General features: G+C 67.1%; 16 protein-coding genes. 7 read left to right on the top strand and 9 right to left on the bottom strand.

Annotation, left to right across the window (positions count from 1 at the left end; genetic code table 11):
* Nucleotides 1–34 precede the first annotated feature (34 nt).
* Complete coding sequence (locus tag AC07O8_RS11155) at nt 35–1,186, bottom strand: carbohydrate-binding protein (RefSeq protein WP_495048066.1); 1,152 nt, start codon at nt 1,184–1,186, stop codon at nt 35–37.
* 423 nt (nt 1,187–1,609) lie between these two features.
* Here AC07O8_RS11155 and AC07O8_RS11160 point away from each other — a divergent pair, with 423 nt between their 5' ends.
* From AC07O8_RS11160 to AC07O8_RS11170, 3 genes are all read left to right on the top strand, one after another.
* Nucleotides 1,610–2,107, top strand: coding sequence for a DoxX family protein (locus tag AC07O8_RS11160; RefSeq protein ID WP_495048067.1), 498 nt, complete (start codon nt 1,610–1,612; stop codon nt 2,105–2,107).
* A gap of 69 nt (nt 2,108–2,176) precedes the next feature.
* A complete protein-coding gene (locus tag AC07O8_RS11165) occupies nt 2,177–2,584 on the top strand; it encodes a hypothetical protein (RefSeq protein WP_495048068.1) in 408 nt (135 codons plus the stop codon).
* A 138-nt stretch (nt 2,585–2,722) separates the two neighbouring features.
* Nucleotides 2,723–3,115 (top strand): GFA family protein, encoded by a 393-nt coding sequence (locus AC07O8_RS11170; protein WP_495048069.1) that lies wholly within the window; start codon nt 2,723–2,725, stop codon nt 3,113–3,115.
* A gap of 40 nt (nt 3,116–3,155) precedes the next feature.
* Here AC07O8_RS11170 and AC07O8_RS11175 read toward each other — a convergent pair whose 3' ends face one another.
* Entirely contained in the window at nt 3,156–4,274 is a 1,119-nt protein-coding gene (locus AC07O8_RS11175; RefSeq protein WP_495048070.1) for an ABC transporter substrate-binding protein, read from the bottom strand.
* Nucleotides 4,275–4,535: 261 nt separating this feature from the next.
* Between AC07O8_RS11175 and AC07O8_RS11180 the strand changes: the two genes are divergently transcribed.
* The 4 genes from AC07O8_RS11180 to AC07O8_RS11195 all read left to right on the top strand — a co-directional run bounded on the left by AC07O8_RS11180 (nt 4,536) and on the right by AC07O8_RS11195 (nt 8,611).
* A complete protein-coding gene (locus AC07O8_RS11180) occupies nt 4,536–5,789 on the top strand; it encodes a serine hydrolase domain-containing protein (RefSeq protein ID WP_495048071.1) in 1,254 nt (417 codons plus the stop codon).
* Between the two features lie 12 nt (nt 5,790–5,801).
* The gene (locus AC07O8_RS11185; protein ID WP_495048072.1) at nt 5,802–6,269 is read left to right on the top strand and encodes a hypothetical protein; all 468 of its coding nucleotides are present in this window, start codon (nt 5,802–5,804) and stop codon (nt 6,267–6,269) included.
* A gap of 617 nt (nt 6,270–6,886) precedes the next feature.
* The gene (locus AC07O8_RS11190; protein ID WP_495048073.1) at nt 6,887–7,168 is read left to right on the top strand and encodes a hypothetical protein; all 282 of its coding nucleotides are present in this window, start codon (nt 6,887–6,889) and stop codon (nt 7,166–7,168) included.
* Between the two features lie 918 nt (nt 7,169–8,086).
* Complete coding sequence (locus AC07O8_RS11195; RefSeq protein WP_495048074.1) at nt 8,087–8,611, top strand: hypothetical protein; 525 nt, start codon at nt 8,087–8,089, stop codon at nt 8,609–8,611.
* Between the two features lie 220 nt (nt 8,612–8,831).
* On the opposite strand, the gene AC07O8_RS11200 is transcribed toward AC07O8_RS11195, so the two are convergent.
* From AC07O8_RS11200 to AC07O8_RS11230, 7 genes are read right to left on the bottom strand one after another with little or no spacing between them, the layout of a single operon-like run.
* Nucleotides 8,832–10,325 (bottom strand): DUF2325 domain-containing protein, encoded by a 1,494-nt coding sequence (locus AC07O8_RS11200; protein ID WP_495048075.1) that lies wholly within the window; start codon nt 10,323–10,325, stop codon nt 8,832–8,834.
* An 11-nt stretch (nt 10,326–10,336) separates the two neighbouring features.
* On the bottom strand, nt 10,337–11,065 hold the full coding sequence (locus tag AC07O8_RS11205) for an energy transducer TonB (RefSeq protein ID WP_495048076.1): 729 nt from the start codon (nt 11,063–11,065) through the stop codon (nt 10,337–10,339).
* Nucleotides 11,062–11,850, bottom strand: coding sequence for an ATP-binding cassette domain-containing protein (locus AC07O8_RS11210; RefSeq protein ID WP_495048077.1), 789 nt, complete (start codon nt 11,848–11,850; stop codon nt 11,062–11,064). Before AC07O8_RS11210 ends, AC07O8_RS11205 begins: the two co-directional genes overlap by 4 nt.
* Nucleotides 11,850–12,923, bottom strand: a complete 1,074-nt coding sequence (locus AC07O8_RS11215) for a FecCD family ABC transporter permease (RefSeq protein WP_495048078.1) — start codon at nt 12,921–12,923, stop codon at nt 11,850–11,852. The genes AC07O8_RS11210 and AC07O8_RS11215 overlap by 1 nt, the downstream gene beginning before the upstream one ends.
* A gap of 46 nt (nt 12,924–12,969) precedes the next feature.
* Complete coding sequence (locus AC07O8_RS11220) at nt 12,970–13,851, bottom strand: heme/hemin ABC transporter substrate-binding protein (protein ID WP_495048079.1); 882 nt, start codon at nt 13,849–13,851, stop codon at nt 12,970–12,972.
* A complete protein-coding gene (locus AC07O8_RS11225) occupies nt 13,845–14,942 on the bottom strand; it encodes a hemin-degrading factor (protein ID WP_495048080.1) in 1,098 nt (365 codons plus the stop codon). Before AC07O8_RS11225 ends, AC07O8_RS11220 begins: the two co-directional genes overlap by 7 nt.
* Nucleotides 14,943–14,958: 16 nt before the next feature.
* On the bottom strand, nt 14,959–17,199 hold the full coding sequence (locus AC07O8_RS11230; protein WP_495048081.1) for a TonB-dependent hemoglobin/transferrin/lactoferrin family receptor: 2,241 nt from the start codon (nt 17,197–17,199) through the stop codon (nt 14,959–14,961).
* Between the last annotated feature and the right edge of the window lie 123 nt (nt 17,200–17,322).

The raw sequence follows: 17,322 nt of genomic DNA on the forward strand, positions 1-17,322 counted from the left end.
GCGTTGGCCGCGGCACTTCAGTGACACGAGCCGACTATGACTTCGTGATCTTCACCGACCGCAGGTTCCACCCCGGCCCATTGGCCTTCACCGCGATCTGCTGCTGGCCGGCCGGCAGCGTCACGCGGTGCGAGATGGTCGTCCAGTTCTGCCACCCGCCCGTCGACGGCACGCCGAGCGCGCCGTACACCGGCGTGCCGCCCGCCATCTCCAGCTGCAGGCTGCCGCCGCCGTTCAGGCTGGCGACGCGGTACTCGACCGTGTAGGTCCCGCCCTGCGGCAGGTTGAGGTTCCACACCGCCCAGTCGCCAGTGTCGATCCAGCCGAGGTTCTGGCCGCCTTCGCTCGAAGCCTCGAGCTGCATGCCCGATTGCAGCGCGAAGTTGGCCGCCTGCAGCGTCGTCGTGAACGCCGGCGTCGCGCCGTCCTTCTTGTAGACGCGCACGTAGTCCACGTACATCTTCGCGGGCAGCCGGCTCTCGTCGATGTTCCACTGCGGCCAGTTGCCGCCCACCGCCAGGTTCAGCAGCAGGAAGAAGTCGCGATGGAATTCCTCGGTGCTGTTGACGCTGTTGGTGATGTCGGCGACGTGGAACTCGCGGCCGTCGACGAACCAGCGCAGGAACTTCTCGTCCCACTCGACCGCGTAGACGTGATAGTCCGCGACGTTGGTGGCCGTGTGGCCGCCGTACGAGGCGTGACCGCCGTCCGGTCCCTGCCAGTGGATGGTGCCGTAAACATCGGACTCAGCGTTGACGTGCTCCATGATGTCGATCTCGCCCGACGCGGGCCAGCCCACCGACGTGATGTTGCTGCCCAGCATCCAGAACGCCGGCCACATGCCCGAGCTCGACGGCGCCTTGATGCGTGCTTCGATGCGGCCGTACTTGAAGGTGGCCAGGCCTTGCGTCGTCATCCGCGCCGACGTGTAGCGCATGCCGCCGAAGTCCTCGCGCCTGGCGGTGATGACGAGCTGGCCGTTCTCGATGGTGGCGTTCTCGCGTCGGTAGTACTGCAGCTCGTTGTTGCCCCAGCCGCCCGAGCCGGTGCCGGTCTCGAACCGCCATTGCGGGCCGATGCCGTTGGTGAATTCGTCCTGCCAGACGAGTTGCCAGTTTTGTGCCTGCGCCGCGACGCCCGTCAGGGCGAGCGCAACCGCGGCAAGCGATCGAATCCAGCGTGTCATGGGATCTCCTCGGAACCAATGGTGGGGATGGAGGAGACGCGCGCGAAGGACAGGAGCGGCGTCTCCAGGGGGGCCGGCCGCAAGGACCGGTGTCGACGCCCGAGATCAAGTAAGCCGTGGGGCCGCTGGCGCGCCGCCGATCGCTCGTCGATGCGCCGCCGCCTCTCCGCATGACTATCTGAAAGCGCTTTCAGTATGTCTCGCGGGAAAACCCTCGGAACTTCGCTTCGTTGGTGACAAGCGGTTGTGCGGTGGCAAGTCGGAGGGCGCGCCGGTATCCAGGTGTTGCCCTCGTGACGATCCGCGCAGCGTGGGCGCGGTCATTGTTGAGAGGCGTTGAATTCACAAGCTCATGAGCGCATCTCGACCGGCGGGGCTCGGATCCGAAGAATGCGCTCGACCAGCAACTGGAGAGTCTCCGCGATGGCCACCGTCCCCCTTCCGGATTCACGGCGTGTGACGCCGCTACGCGGCGCGGCCGCCCGCCTGGAACCGGCGGCGTATGCGCTGCTGCGGTTCGCCTTCGGCGCCATCCTGTTCACGCATGGACTGCCGAAGGCGCTGGGGACTTCGCACGGGTCGATGGCGGATCCGATGGCCGGCTCCATCCGGCTCATCGATCTGGTGATGGGCCTGCCCTTCGCGCCGCAGCTGGCGTTCCTCGTCATGCTGCTGGAGACCGTCGGCGCGGTGTCACTGGCCATCGGCTTCTGCACGCGCTGGGTGGCGCTGGCGTTCACGATGGAGATGATCGGCATCTGCGTCGCGCTCGGCCCGACCTGGCCGTGGATCGACCGGGGCATCGAATACCCGGTGCTGATGGCGGTGCTCGCGGCCTACGTCGTCGTGCGAGGCGGCGGGGCGTATGCGATGGAAGGAAGGGTGCTCAATCCGTCACGCACCCAGGCAAGGAAAGGGTAGATCGGGACCTGAGGCATTTCCCAGGCCCGCGTCGAGGCCGTCGCGTCCGAGCAGGCCCTGGGCCAGCCGATGTGGTTCTCCGTCTCGCCGCTCAAGCTGCTGGTGATGTGCACCGTCACGCTCCAGCTCTACGGCGTCTACTGGCTCTATCAGCGATGGAAGCGGGTGCGCGACCGGGAGAAGTCGTCCATCCTGCCGGCGATGCGCGCGATCTTCGCGGTGTTCTTCGTCTGGTCGCTGTTCGGGCGTGTGCGTGACTCGCAGCTGGGCGAGGACATGAGTGCGAAAGACGCGCTCAGTGCCGGCGGCTTGGCGGCCGCCTGGATCGTCTTTTCGCTCATGTGGAATGCGCCCGATCCGGTATGGTGGATCGCGATGGTCGCTCCGGCCTTCCTGATGCCGGTGCAGAGCGCGATGAACGCCGTCAACGAGACCGTCACGCCGGGCCAGCCCGCAACGATCGCTTCGGCGCGCTGAACTGGGTCGCCATCGTGCTGGGAAGCCTGTTCATCGTGATGGCGCTGATCGGCACCTTCGTGCGCGCCCAAGCCTGACCGGACCCGGTCTCTGCTGGGCGGCGAGACCGCCGGCCCGGGCCGGTGGTAGTCTGTCGCCATGACTCAGCGCCTCGCCTCCTGCAGCTGCGGCCAGCTCACGGCCCAGGTCGTGGGCGAGCCCGTGCGCATCTCCATCTGCCATTGCCTGAACTGCCAGCGCCGGACGGGCGGCCCCTTCGCCCAGCAGGCCAGGTTCCGTCGTCAAGACGTGACCCCGTCCGGCGTGTCGTCGACGTACACGATCACCGGTGACGAAGGCACGAACGCCAAATTCCACTTCTGCCCGACCTGCGGCGCGACGGTGTACTACGAGATGGACGCGATGCCGGACTACGTCGCCATCCCGGTCGGCGCATTCGCGGAGCCGAACTTCCCGGCGCCGACCGTGTCGGTCTACGAGAGCCGGAAGCACGGCTGGGTCGTGCCGCCGCCGGACGCGGAGCATTGGTGACCAGCCGGGGTTTGACTTGCGGCCCTCGGCCGCGCCGTGCTCAACGCACCAGCTTGCCGCCGACGCCGAGCACGGCGAAGTCCACGTAGCGCGAGGTCGGGCCCTTGCCGAAGGTCAGGCGATGGCCGCCGACGTCGACGTCGAAGCCGCGTTCCAGCGTGTCGGTCAGTCCGGCCGGGCCCGCGGCCGGCGTGCGTTCCAACGCCTTCACGAGCGCACGGGCGGCGATGAAGCCTTCGAGCGAGCGCGAGGACAGGTCCGCGTCCTTGGCATTGCCGCGCAGGCGCTGGTAGTCGCGGACGACTTCGCGGTCGGCGCGGTCGTCCGTCGGCAGCACCAGCGAGAACGCGAATCCACGGGCGCGGTCCGGGCCGAGCTTGGCCAGCAGCGCCTGCACGTCGATGATGGACATGCCGTACAGGGCGGCGCGGCCGCCCGCGGTCTGGTACTTGTCGGTGAACTCGATGGCGGCCGCGGTGGTCGCGGCGAGGAAGATCACGTCGGGCGACTGCTTGATCATGTCGGCCACCGCCTTGCCGACCTCGGTCGTGTTGCGGGCGTAGCCGGACTGCGCGACCAGCGTGAGGCCGTAGGTCTTGGCCGACGCCTGCGCGCCGGCGAGCGCGTCGCGGCCCAGGCCGTCGTCCTGGTAGACGACCGCGACCTTGGTGCGGCCCATCTCGCCGAGCTGCTTGAAGAGGCGGTCGACCTCCTCGCGGTAGCTGGCCTTGACCGGGTACATGTTGCGCGCGGTGATCACGCTGTTGGCGCCGGAGACGGCGCCGACCATGGACACGTGGGTCTTCTCGAGCACGCCATCCTGCTTGAGGGCCTCGAGGTTGGAGGTGCCGACGGTGCCGATCAGGGCGGTGGGCGCGTCGGCGCCGATCAGCTCCTTGACCAGACGGACGGTGTCCTCGGGCTTGTTCGCGTCGTCGCGGGTGACGAGCTTGATCTTCTGGCCGCGGATGCCGCCGCGCGCATTGACGTCGTCGATCCACAGCTTGGCGCCGGCGCGGATCGCCTTGCCGGTGACCGCCTGCGGTCCGGTGAACGGGGCCACCTGGCCGATGACGATGTCGGCATGCGCCGTCGAGGCGGCCGCGAGGCACAGGAGGGTGATCAGGCGGCGGGCGCGGCGGGCGAAGGCGAGGGTCATGGTCAATGCGGCAACAGGCGTGCAGGACCGGTCATTGTGATCAATACGATGATGGTTGCGGTAACAGTTGGGCGACTGGGAGAACGGTGACCGGGTGCGGCGACAAGCGGCAGCCTTGGCCCGAAAGAAGGTCAGGCGAAGCGAAGACGCTCGGCGTCCGGGCCGTGAGGTTCCCTTGAACCGGTGGTCGGGAAAGTCCAGATCAACGGCGCCGACGGACGGAACGATTACATGCGGGTACGGCTCTAGCATCGGTCCATGATGCAAGCACCTTCCCGTCGCCACATCCTCGGCGTGGCCCTGGCCGCGCCGACCGCGGCCATCGCCGCAACTGCCGCTGCCGCTGCAACCGCCGTCACAGGCGGATCGAGCGGCGCGCCCCGACCGGGCGGCGCGTCCGTGTCGATCTCGCCGAAGCGCATCGAGCGGATGCTCCGCGGCGTGGTCGCTGACGGTCGCGCCGTGGGCGTGTCGGCGGTCGTCTGGCAAGGCGGGACCGAGCGCTACTTCGGCGCCTTCGGCCTGTCGGACCGCGAGGCCCGGCGGCCGATGGCCCGCGACACGCTGGCGCGCATCTGGTCGATGACCAAACCGGTGGCGTCGGTGGCGCTCATGCGCCTGTGGGACGCCGGGCGCTTCCGTCTGGACGATCCGATCGCGCTCTACCTGCCGGAGTTCAAGAGCATGCGCGTCCATGCGGACGACGGTCGTGGCGAGCGGCCGGCGGAGCGTCCCGTCCTCGTGCGCGACGTGCTGCGGCACACGTCGGGCCTCACGTATGCGATGGAAGACGGCCCGGCCGATCGCGCGTTCCGCGCGGCGAATCCGCTGGAGACCTCGCGCGACCTGGCTGCGTTCAGCCGCGCTGTCGCGGCGCTGCCGCTGCGTCACGAGCCGGGCACGGCCTGGCAGTACGGCACCTCGACGGACATCGTGGCGCGCCTGGTGGAAGTGCTGGGCGAGGAGCCCTTCGATGCGCACGTGCGCCGCCACATCCTGCGGCCGCTGGGCATGAAGGAGACGGACTGGACGCAGCCCGACGCGGTCAAGGACCGGCGGGCGGCGACCTACCGCTTCGGCGCCGACGGCCCCGCGCAACGCGAGCCCGAGGTGCCCTTCCTCTTCGCCAGCGGCGGCGCAGGCCTGATCGGCCCCATCGACGACTACCTGCGCTTCGCGCGCATGCTGCTGGGCGAGGGCGAGCTCGACGGCGTGCGCGTGCTGCGCCCGGCGACCGTGAAGGTCATGCTCGTCGATCACCTGGACCCGGCCATCTCGTCGCGCCACTTCCTGAAGAGTCCGGGACTTGGATTCGGGCTTGGAGGCTCGGTGCGCATCGCGCCGACCACGGCCGACGAGCCCGCCAGTGTGGTGGGTGAGTTCTCCTGGGGCGGCGCGGCTTCGACGCTGTTCTGGGTGGACCCGGCGAACCAGCTCGCGGTCGTGTTCTTCGCCCAGAAGGTCCCGTTCGACGAGGCGTTGCACAAGGATGTGCGGCGCGCGGTGTACGGCTGAGAAAATGCAAGGATGAGATTCGACATTGAGGTCTTCGCCGATTACCACCAGTTCTACATTCAGGACGGTGTCGTCAAGCCGTCGTCGCCATTGGATTGGTCCGGCGAAGACGTCGGACATCGGGCAAAGGTGGCTGAGAACCTGGTGGTCATCTGTCCGATCCGGAACATGATGGTGCCGGTGACGGTGGAGGTCCACGCCAGCAATCCGATGCTGGACTGGAACGGCTACGACCATGTCGTCCAGTGCGGACTCGCATTGCCTTCTGGCGTGCTCCAGATCCACGAGTGCACCGGTGGTGAGGTCCTTCGGCTCGACGTCAATCCCGGTCGCTATCACGTCATGGCGATGTACGGCGGCCTGGACGTCATCGATGATGACGGGCTGGAAGGCGATGACTTCTATCGGATCGCCTTGTGGCCCGCGGAGGAAGTTGAGCCGGTGCGTGTCTTGAAGGCGTGGGCGGAGCGCCACGAATGAGTCGCAGACTGTCGGACCCAGCGCGCAGTCGCGCGCTATGGATCGGCCTTCAGATTCTCTGCATTCCCGCGTTCCTGCTTTCGGCTGCGGTAACGATAGAAATGGGCTTTGCAGAACCGGGCAGGGGCTACATGAGCAAGTCCGGAACGCCTGTCCAATGTGAGGCCCTGGCGCCTCGCGCGAAAAGCTATTCGGAACCCCGTTGTGCCCGATTCGGTTCAATGACCACGAATCCGATGGGCTTTGGCCTGGCGCTGACGTCGCTCGCGGCGTTCAGCGGAATCCTCTGGATGAGCAGCCGATCTGGACGTGGGCTACGCGTCAGGCGCTGAGACTGGGCTGTCGTTCAAGCGTCGGGAGATGTCTTGTCCGAAGCCATTTTTCTTGGAGACTTGAAAGCTTTGTCGATACTGACGATAGCTTGTCAGCGGAATCGCGAGCGTCGATTTCGAGCGCGCACCACTCGTGTTCCCATCTCCGTATCTGAACTCAATTCAGATGCTTTATCCGGGTTTTCTCGTAGATTTCGATGTCGGGAAATATCTTCGTAAACCGTTCTATAGATCAAGAGGGACAGATGTCCCTGCGACTCGCACGAAGGAAAGGTTCGCTGTTGTATGTTTCTGCTGACAATACTATCGATAGTCTCTGGGCTTGCATCTGCTGCTGCTTGGTTATATGCAAGCCAAGTGAAGGTTTCTAGAGAGGCGGCACTTGAAATGAGAAGAAGCGCGGCGTTGAAAAATGGCACTGTTGCAAATCTCTCAGGGGTGACCTTTGATGGGTGGGAGGTACGAGAAACCTTGCGTGCTCAAGCCAAATGGAACTCGATTGGTGCAATCTTGGCCGCAACTGCCGTGTTGGCGCAGGCAACGGTTCAAGCGCTGACTGTAACTTAGCCGCAGCGGCCAATCGGCTGTCGCTGCATATTTTTCGATCAAAGGAGGAGTAAATGGCAATCAAAAAGATTCACCCACCGAAGCCACCAAAGCCGATTGACCGAATGCAAAACATGAAGACTATTCGTCCGTTGGGTAAGACAAAGTGGATCAAGGCCCATTGGCGTTACGACTACAACACTCGGAAGTGGGAATGGGTCCTTGGCCACTGGAGTGCGTAAACTAAGCGGTTAGGGATGGCAGAGCAGGAAAATGCGCCGCCTGATCCCGAAGCCATGAACTGTAGAACGAGGATAGTCAATGCAGGAATTGATATCGCTGCTAAGGGAGGATGCAAATTCCGCCAATGCCTTCGGTGCTTTGGCTAGTGCTGCGGCAGCAACTTTGGCTCTTCTCATATCGGTCATCTCGCTATACATCTCCATTGGCACCTTAAGTAATCAACGTCGTCATAACGTTCTTTCCGCTCGTCCTTTGCCGGAGGTTGTCCTTGGAGATTATGAGAATTGTTTGCAGGTTAGATTGCGAAACAATGGTTCGGTGCCATTGATTGTTTAAGCCATAACGGTGGGTGACGGAGCTTCGACGAAACCATCCATCATTGATTGGATGCCATCTCTACCGCATGACAAACATTGGTCAAAATTTGTTCATGCGGTTGAAATGCGCGGTATCCTGCCGGGTGAAGAAATAGTTTTAATTGAACTCTCCGAAGAAGAGGGTGAGATAAACTTTGCAGAAAGTCGTGATGCTGTGAGAGCGAGCTTGTCTCCGCTCCCTTGAATATTGAATATATAAACATTTACGAAAGCGTAATGCGGCCCTATAAGAAAAAGCTGATGTGGTTTGGTAGAAATGTCTAATTTTGGGGTGATTGCGTGATTGCCTAATGTTTGATGATTAACTGCTGGAGCGTTAATGAGTGCATTTCCCTCAGATGAGGCTATTGCTCGATCATTGCCATTAATCGCTGAGCTTCAAACTCAGAGCGATCGAGGTGTCGCGATTGTGGGTGTCGCGTGGATTGAAGAGGCGCTCGTTGCTGCGATTCAGGCGTTTGTTGATACGCATCCTGGAGCTTGGGATCGCCTCTTTCGTAAGAGCGGACCAATGTCGGCTCTAGCTGCGAAAATTGATCTCGCAAGACTTTTGGCTATGACCAGCGATGCAATTCATTCGGACCTGCACATCCTTCGAGAAATTCGAAATGAATTCGCGCACGCGGTGCTTGATAAAGACAATACATCGCTGAGTTTCGGTACGTCGCGCATTAAGGATAAATGCTTGGCCCTGAAGTGCGTGAAGCATGAGGGCCTCACCGATCCACGTCATGCGTTCATTCGCGCTTGTGCTGTTCTAAATTCCGATTTCTATTTACACCAGTTTATTGGGCAGAGACTGCAGGACGGGGGGAGAGTTGTAGTGTATGGAGAGAGTGTTTGATTCTCATTGATTGATTCAATGGGCTCTTAAACCCACTCTGGGGGCACCTTGGCGAGCCGCGTTGCGTTCGTGTTCCTCGCCCGAAGTTTCCGTTCAACGAGGCATTGCAAAAGGATGTGCGGCGCGCGGTGTACGGCTGACTGCCGAGGGCGCTGGCCCTCACCCCCACCCTCTCCCGCAAGCGGGAGAGGGAGCCCGCAGGAGCGATGCGTGAACTCGCTCAGCTTTCCTGGCCCGGTTGCAGGGCCGCAGTTTCTTCCTGATCGGCGCTGCCCAAGGACCCCAGCGCGCGGCGCATGCCGCTCGCGCTCGGCGATTCGATGTAGACGCACTTCTTGTTGTGGCGCTTGCAGTGGTCCTTCACGCGCCAGTAGGCGTCGTGGCTGATGCAGCCGGTCTGGCAGATCACCAGGTCCGCCGCCGCCAGGCTCGCGTCGAGCTTGGAGACGGCGTCTTCCTCGCCGCCATCGTGGTGCAGGAAGCGCCCGCCGGTGCGCTCGATCAGCTGGCGATAGATCGGCACCACCGCCGGCCGGCCGCCGACGCACAGCACCGAGCGCTCGTCGAGCGACGGCAGCGCGGACTCCGAGCCCGGCTGTGATTCGGACTGCTGCGCCGTTTGCGTCTGCTGCTGTGCCAGCTGCCGCTCCGACTGCGCCAGCGCCTGCTGCAGCTCGTCCGCCCGGCGCTGCTCGCGCTCCGCCTGCTGCCGCGAGGTCAGCAGCGCCCGCTCCAGTTGATGGATGCGGTCCTGCTGCGTCTGCAGGTGCTTCGCCTGTTCATGGCGGTGGCGCAGGCCGGGGATGCTGTCCTCCAACTGCTGCAGCTCCTCGCGCAGCCCCGCCGCCAGCGTGTCGCGCGCCAGCAGCTCGCCGCGCAGGCGCAGGCATTCGGCCTGCGACAGCTCCAGCTCGCGTGCCCGTTCCGCCAGCAGCCGCGTGCTGCGCGACTGCGCTTGCGCCAGCTCGCGCGTGAGGATCGCGTGCTCGTCCTGCAGCTCGTCGAGTCGCTGGAGGTCCGCGCGGTTCGCCGCGCCGACCTGGTGCTGCAGCATGTGGATGTCGCGCAGCACCTGCTCCTGCAGCGCCGCGTCGCAACGCGCATGCGTCAACGCGCCCCACAACGCGCCGCCGACGTCGTTGCCCTGTTGCGCGGCGTTCCACCAGCGCGTCAGCGACTCCGCCGTCTTGTGCTGCGACGACTGCCGCAGCGCGATCGAGAAGCGCTGGTCCAGCTCCTTCTGAAGCATCTCGGAGATCGGCCCGCGACGCGCGCATTCGTTGATCGCGCCGCAGTGCATCTCGTAGTCGTTGGCCAGCGCCTCGCCGCCGAGCATCTTGCCCAGCTTGCGACGCAGCACCGGCATCGGCAGGCACACGCCGATCACCGGGCAGAGCGCCTGCGCGGGCAATTCCCACAGGCGGCGACGGCGCGAGCCGCGCGGCACTGGCGTGTCGTCGGATGAGGACGACGAAGACGATGAGGACGATGACGATGACGAGGAGATGGAGTCGCCACGTGCCAGGGCTTGCGCCAGCGGCAGACCGGCCACCGCGGCGGGCACGGTGTCGCCTTCCTGCATGAACACGCCGCCCCCCGTCACCGCGTTCGCGGCGGAGGCCAGCAACGGGGAATCGCCCGGCAGGCCGGAAGTGCCCGCGTCGGCGCGCGCCAGGAGGCTCAGGAGCGAAGGGGAGGTGGGCTTGTCGCACATGGGTGGACTCCTTACTGCAAGGGGGACGCTTGGAGCGCGAAGCGCACCGGGTACTCGACCCAGCTGACCAGTCGCTGGTCGCCGCGTCGGGCTGGGACGAAGGGACAGGATTCGGCGACGCGCCGCGCCGCCTCGTCCAGCAGGCGCCAGCCGCTGCCGCCGGCCACGACGACCTCGGCCGCGTGACCGTCGGCGTCGACCTTCACGCGCAGCACGACCCGACCCTCGATGCCGCGATCGCGCAGCATCCCCGGATAGTGACGCTCGATCTGCCGGGCGCTGCAGGCGCGATGGTCGGCAGGCATCTGGACCGGGACATCGGTGGTCGCGGGTGCCTGAACGGTTGCGGGAGCCGGCGGGGACGCCGTCGCCGTGGTCGAGACGGCGGCAACCGCGACAGGGCGGGCCGCGGCGGCGCCCTGATCGGAAGGCGCGGCCGCAGGGGGATCGAATCGCAGCGGCGTCGCCGCGACGGCGATCGGCGGCGTGATCTCTATCTGCACGGGCGGCGGCGGGATGTCCGGCGTCGGAGGAACGCTCAACGCTGAGCGGGGCAGTTCGATGGGAATGGACGACGGAGTCGTCGATTCCGACGTCGGCTTCGAAGGCACCAGACGTGCGCTGATCGTCAGCGGCACGGGCGCGGGCGGTCGCTGGGGCGCGAAGGCGCTCGCCAGCGCCAGCAGCATGGCCGCGTGGATCGCCCCGGTCACGGCCCAGCCGGTCCAACGAGGACTCATGCGCGCGCTCCCACCGCGCCGGCCAGCATCGGCAGGATCGCGAGACCGTGTTCATCGCGCAGCAGCCGCAGGCGCGTGTCGTAGAGCTGTTCCAGCAGCGGCAAGGTCGACGGCAGGGCGTCGCAGTCGGCCAGCAGCCGACCCGCCTTCATGAGCCACAGCCGGTCGAAGTGATTCATCGCGAGGTTGAGGTCGTGCAGCACCGCCACCAGCGCATGCCCGCGCTGTGTAGCGAAGTCGGACATCGCCGCCATCAGCGAGACGCTCAGGCCCGGATCGAGCGCGGCCACCGGCTCGTCGACGAGCAGCAGTCCGTCGCGCGCATCCCAGGCCTGCGCGAACACGCGCGCCAGCTGGACACGCGCCTGTTCGCCGCCGGACAAGGTGTCGAAGCGGCGACCGTGCAGGTGCTCGGCCTGCGCTTGCGCCAGCGCCTCGCGCACGATCGCGTCCTGGCGCCCGTCGCCTTGTCGCGCGACGCGGCCGAGAGCGACGACGAGCTCGACCGGCAGTCCGAAGGCGACACCGTGCTGCTGCGGCAGTACCGCGCGGCGCTGCGCGAGCGCCGCCGGCGACCACGCGCCCAGCGGCTGACCGTCGAAATGCAGCGTACCCGCCGCGGGACGCAGCTCACGCGCGATGAGTCGCAGCAACGTCGATTTGCCGGCGCCGCTCGGGCCAAGGATCGCGATGCGTTCGCCCGGATCGACGCGCAGCGTCAGCGGGCCGATCGCAGCGTTCCCCAGCGTCACGCGCACGTCCTGCAAGCTCAGCAGGGCGCCCATCACGCGCTCCCCATGCGGCGCACCGTGCCGCGCAGCAGGAACAGGAACCATGGCGCGCCGATCAGCGCGCTGAACACGCCGACGGGGATCTCCGCCGGCACGGCCAGCGTCCGCGCGAAGGTGTCCGCAACGACCAGCAGCAGCGCGCCCGCGAGCATCGCGTTGGGCAGCACCTGGCGCTGGTCCGCGCCGACGAGTTGCCGCGCCAGGTGGGGTGCCATCAGGCCGATGAAACCGATGTTCCCGCACCACGCCACCGCCAGCGCAGAGAGCAGCGCCACCATGGTGATGCATTGCCAGCGCAGACGCTCGACGTCGATGCCGACATGCGCGGCCGCCGCTTCGCCGAGCGCGAGCGCATTCAGGCGCGGCGCGACGCGCAGCGCGAGCGTGCCCAGCACCAGCAGCGCGCCGCCCATCACCGCGGCCATGATCCAGTTGGCGCCGGCCAGCGATCCCAGCGTCCAGAAGTTGATCGCGCGCAGCTGCTCGTCGTTGGCGATGAAGCTGCACAGGCCGACGACCGCGAAGGTCATCGCCTGCAGCGCGAGACCGCACAGCAGCAGCGCCGCGATCGAGCCCGGCGCGAGCCAGCGCGACAGGCGGTCCAGCGAGAAACACACCGCCAGCGCGCCGGCGAAGCCGACCACCGGCAGCAGCCACAGGCGGGCTTCCGCCGGCAGCACAGCGTGCATGCTCGCAAAGACGGTGAGGGTGAGCGCCACCGCCGCAGCCGCGCCGCTGGTGACGCCGAGCAGGCTGGGCTCGGCCATGGGATTGCGGAACAGCGCCTGGCTGAGCGCGCCGGCCAAGCCGAGCGCCGCGCCCACCGCGAGCGTCAGCCCGAGGCGCGGCAGCCGCAGCTGCCACAGCACGTGCGCGCCGCCGGTCTTGGGCGCGTCGCTCCACGGGCCGTTGAACCAGTCGGCGGCCGCGATCGGCACCGCGCCGAACTGCACCGCCACGATCACCGTCAACACCAGCGCCGCCGTCAGCAGCATCGGGCGCGACCACGCGCGCCGTGCCGGCACCGAGGCGAGCGGCGAGGGCAGGGCGGATCCGACCGAGTTCATCGCGTTGTCCGTCGTGCCGAACGTCGTGCTGAACGCCGCTCGATGCTCACGCCGTCTTGCCCGCAACCGCCGGCGCATGCAAGGCCTGTGCGAGCGTCGTCAACGCCTGCGGCGTGCGCGGCCCGAAGCCGAGCAGCGCCATCGTTTCCATCACGACCACGCGCCGGTTCTGGCCGGCCGGCGTCTGCGCCAAGCCCGGCAGCTTCAGCAGGCCGTCGATGCCGCCGCTGGCTTCGAGGCCTTGCGTCGTCGCGAGAATCACGTCCGGCGCCGCGGCGATCGCGGCTTCGGGCGAGAGCATCTTGTAGCCCTGCGCATCGCCCAGCGCGTTGGTCGCGGCGGCGTAGCCGATCATCGCGTCGGCTGCCGTGGCGGAACCGGCGATGCGCGCCTGGTTGGCCGCGTTCGAGAGCACGAAGAGCACGCGCGGCGCGCGATGGCCGGCGGCGAGCTTCGTCACCTGGGCGCGGCTCGCGGCCCATTCGGCCTGCAGCTGCTGCGACAGGGCCGAGGCCTGCTGCTGGCGGCCGAGCAACTCGCCCAGCGCCCGGGTGCGTTCGAGCACGCCTTCGAAGCGGTGCTCCGCGCGCAGCACGTGCAGCGGCACCTTCGCAGCTTCGAGCTGACGCAGCACGGCGGGCGGGCCGGCTTCCTCGGTGGCGACGACCATCGTCGGCGCGAGCGACAGCAGGCCTTCGGCGGCGAGCGTGCGCGCATAACCGACGTTGGGCAGCTTCGTCGCGGCCGACGGGTACAGCGAGGTGCTGTCCACGCCGACGAGCTCGCCCTGCGCGCCCAGCGCATAGATCAGCTCGGTCAGCGCGCCGCCGACGGCGATGACGCGCTGCGGCGCGGCCCAGGCGCGGCCACCGATGGACAGCAGCGCCGCGGCCGGCGCCAGCGACAGGACGTGCCGGCGGCTCAGCACGGCGGGGTCTCCGCCGGCGCGCCTTCCACAAGGCTCTCCAGCAGCTTGCGCCAGTCGCAGCGCTCGGCCTGGCCGGGCTTGCGTTCGCCGAACATCATCGCGATCGTGCGGCCCTGTGCGTCGAACAGCTCCAGCGAGCACACCAGCCCGTCGACCGTCGGCTTGCGCACCAGCCACGCGGAGGCGATGTGGTCCTCGCGCAGGTGCAGGTTGAAGCCGGGATCCAGCACGTTGATCCACGGGCCCATCATCGCGACCTTGTTCACCGGCCCGCTGTGGATCTGGATCATCCCGGGGTTGCCGACGAAGACCATGATCGAGACGTTCTGCTGCGCGGCGCGGCTCAGCAGCTCCTGCGCGCTGGACAGCGCCAGCGGCTGCGCGAAGCGCGGCTCGGCCAGACGCAGCGCCTGCGTGCGGCTCAGGCCGTGACGCTCGAGCAGGCCGAAGAAGTCGTGCGTGTCGCGCAGCGAGGCCCACTCGCCGCGGAAGGCCGCGACGTCGATGCGCTCGTCGGGGATCTCCGCCGGCTCCTGCCACGCGTCGCCCGGCTCGAAACCGGGTTGCTGGTCCTCCGCCAGGAAGCGCGCGACCAGCGCCTCGTAGGCGGCGAGCTCGCTCTCCGGCTTCACGAAGACCTTGTGGACGGCCTGGCCCGCGGCGTCGAAGAACTGCAGGCTGCGCTGCAACGCGCCGTCGGACAGCCGCTCGGCGACGGCGAAGCCGTGACGCCAGTGGCTGTAGAAGACGCGCAGGTCGATCGCGCCGCCCAGCACCAGTCCCACCTGGCGCTGCGGCCCCATCGCGCTGACGGCGGTGTAGACGCCGACCTTCTCGTGCACGCAGGACTCGTTGCGGGTGAGCGCCATCACCGGGCCGAGCGGCTCGAGCGCCGCGATCAGGTCCTGCCACTCGGCGCGGAGGCGGCGCGCGCGCAGCGGCGACTCGTCGTCGGCGAACGGGCCGGTGTGCGCGGCGAGCAGCTCGCCTTCGGAGATGCGCAGGTCGCTGGCGATGTCGCGGTGGCGGGCCTTGCGCTCCTGGCGCGCCGTGGCGAAGGCCTGACGCAGGGCGGTGAAGCTGGCATGCATGGGGAACGACTCCTGATCAGAAATCGGCGCGCAGGGTCACCTGGAAGGCGCGGCCGGGGGCGGTGTAGCTGTCGATCACGGCCAGGGTCGCGGGCGTGGCCGTGCTGATGCCGGTCACGTCACCCCAGCGCCAGTACTTCTTGTCGAAGAGGTTGGTGACGTAGGCCGAGATCGAGAAGGTCTTGTCGACGCGGTAAGCGCCGCCGAGGTCGACGACGTCGTACTTCTTCGGCATGTACTGGCCGGCGGTGCTGACGTTCGAGGGCTTCTTGCCGGCGCTGTGCAGCCAGCTGCCCTCGACGGACCAGGGGCCGGATTCGTAGCGCGCGCCGATCTTTCCGCGCAGCGGCTGGATGCTGTCGAGCGGCGTCTCCACGCCGTTCTCGATGCTGTGGCCGCGCGACTTCGCCACCGACGCATTGAGGTTGAAGGTCGACGAGATGTCCCAGACGAAGCGGGCCTCGACGCCCTTGATCCGGGCCTGGCTCAGGTTCACGTACTGGAAGATCGCCGGGTCCGCCGGCGTGAAGGAGCCGCGCACCATCTCCTGCGAGATGAAGTCGCGGTAGCGGTTGTCGTAGGCGCTCAACTGCCAGCGCAGCGTCTCCATCAGCTTGCCGCGCAGGCCCAGTTCCCAGCTGTTGGCGTGCTCCGCCTTCAGGTCGGGATTGCCGATGCTCTGGTAACCCTGGATCGGGTTGGCGAAGCCGTTGTTCACCTGGTCCGGCGTCGGCGCGCGGAAGCCCTGCGCCCAGTTCACATAGGGCTGGACGGAAGGCGTCGCGCGCCAGATCAGCCCGATGCGCGGCGTCACCGCCCGGTCCGACAGCGAGACGATCTGGCCGCTGTAGCCGTCCTGCTTCGGCGACAGCTTGTAGTGCTCGAAGCGCAGCGCGGGAATGATCGTGAGGTCGCCGGCCTCGATCTCGTCCTGCACGAAGGCGCCGGCCAGCGTGTACGTCGTGTCGGGGAAGGGCTTGCTCGGGAAGGTTTCGCCCGCCGGTGGGACCGTGCCGTCGCGCACGCCCTCGATGGTGTTGCGGCTGAGGTCGACGCCGTAGCTCAGGCGCTGGTTGGCGAGCTGCGTCTGCGCCTGCGAGCTCAGGCCGATCACGCGTTCCTTGTAGGTGCCCAGTCGCGTGCGATCGGCGGCGGTGTTGCGGTCTTCGTAGGAGAACTGGCGCGTCTCGCTGTCCTGCAGGTAGACGTGCGTGGTCGCCTGCTGCAGCCAGGTCGCGTTGAGGTCCTCGTAGCGGTGCTCCAGCGAAACCCGCGTGCGCTCCAGCTTGTCATGCGCGACCAGACCCAGCACCGCGGTGGCGGGCAGCGTGCCGGTCGCCGGCGGCGCGGTCACGGCCGTCAGCACGTTGGTGTCGATCTTGCGCTCGCGATACTCGAGCGTGCCCATCAGCCGGTGGTTCGCGTTCACGCGATAGCCGAGCTTGGCCATCACGCTGTTGGTCTCGAAGTCGGTCGGATTGGGCTTGGTGCGCGTGGCGTTGGGCGCGTCGTTGTCGCCCTCGTTCTTCGTCTCATGGCCGCGCTGGACCGTGGCCTGCACCAGGCTGCTCCAGTCGCCCGCGCCGAAGGCGACGGCGGCGCTGGCGCGCTTGGAGTCGTCCACGCTCATGCCGGTCAGCTTGGCGAAGCCGGCGAAGGTCCTGCCGTTGACCAGCAGGTCCTCCGGCGACAGCGTGCGAAGGCTCAGCGCCCCGGCCAGACCGTCGCTGCCGTAGGAGGTGGATGTCGGGCCGCGCAGGACCTCGACGCTCGCCAGGCTGTTGAGGTCGACGAAGTCGGCCCGGCCGCTCGCGAACGCGCCGAAGGCGAAGCTCTGCGGCACGCGGATGCCGTCGACCATCATCAGCACCCGGTTGCCTTCCAGGCCGCGGATGTTGATGCCTTCATTGCCCGAGCGGCCCGTGGACGCGCCCGCCGCCGTGAAGCGCGGGGTCATGGCCTTCACGTCGAGGTCGACCTCGTCGGACAGCAGGTCCTTCAGGTCGCGCGCATCGCGGCGGTCGAGCTGCTGGCGGTTCCTGACCGTGACCGTGTTGGGCACCGCGTCGACCGCGCGTTCGGTGCGGGTCGCGGAGACGGTCAGTTCGCCGAGTTGCTGGGGGTTCTCGGCGGTCGCGGCTTTCGCGGCGGTCGAAGGGGTCGTGGAAGCCGGCTGGGTCTGGGCGAAGGCTGGCGCGAAAGCCAGCGGGAAAGCCAACGACAGGGCGAGCGCGACGGGCGTCGGGCGCAGTTGCATGGTGACGAAATCCTTGTAGTTCTTGGATCTCGCACGGGCTGGCACGACGCGGGCTGGTGCGGGCGGGCGGTCCTCGCGGACGGCCGGCAGAGGGGGCGGAAAGGGAAACGGAGACGGGGATCG

The organism is Roseateles sp. GW821-FHT09G09 (assembly GCF_059415965.1).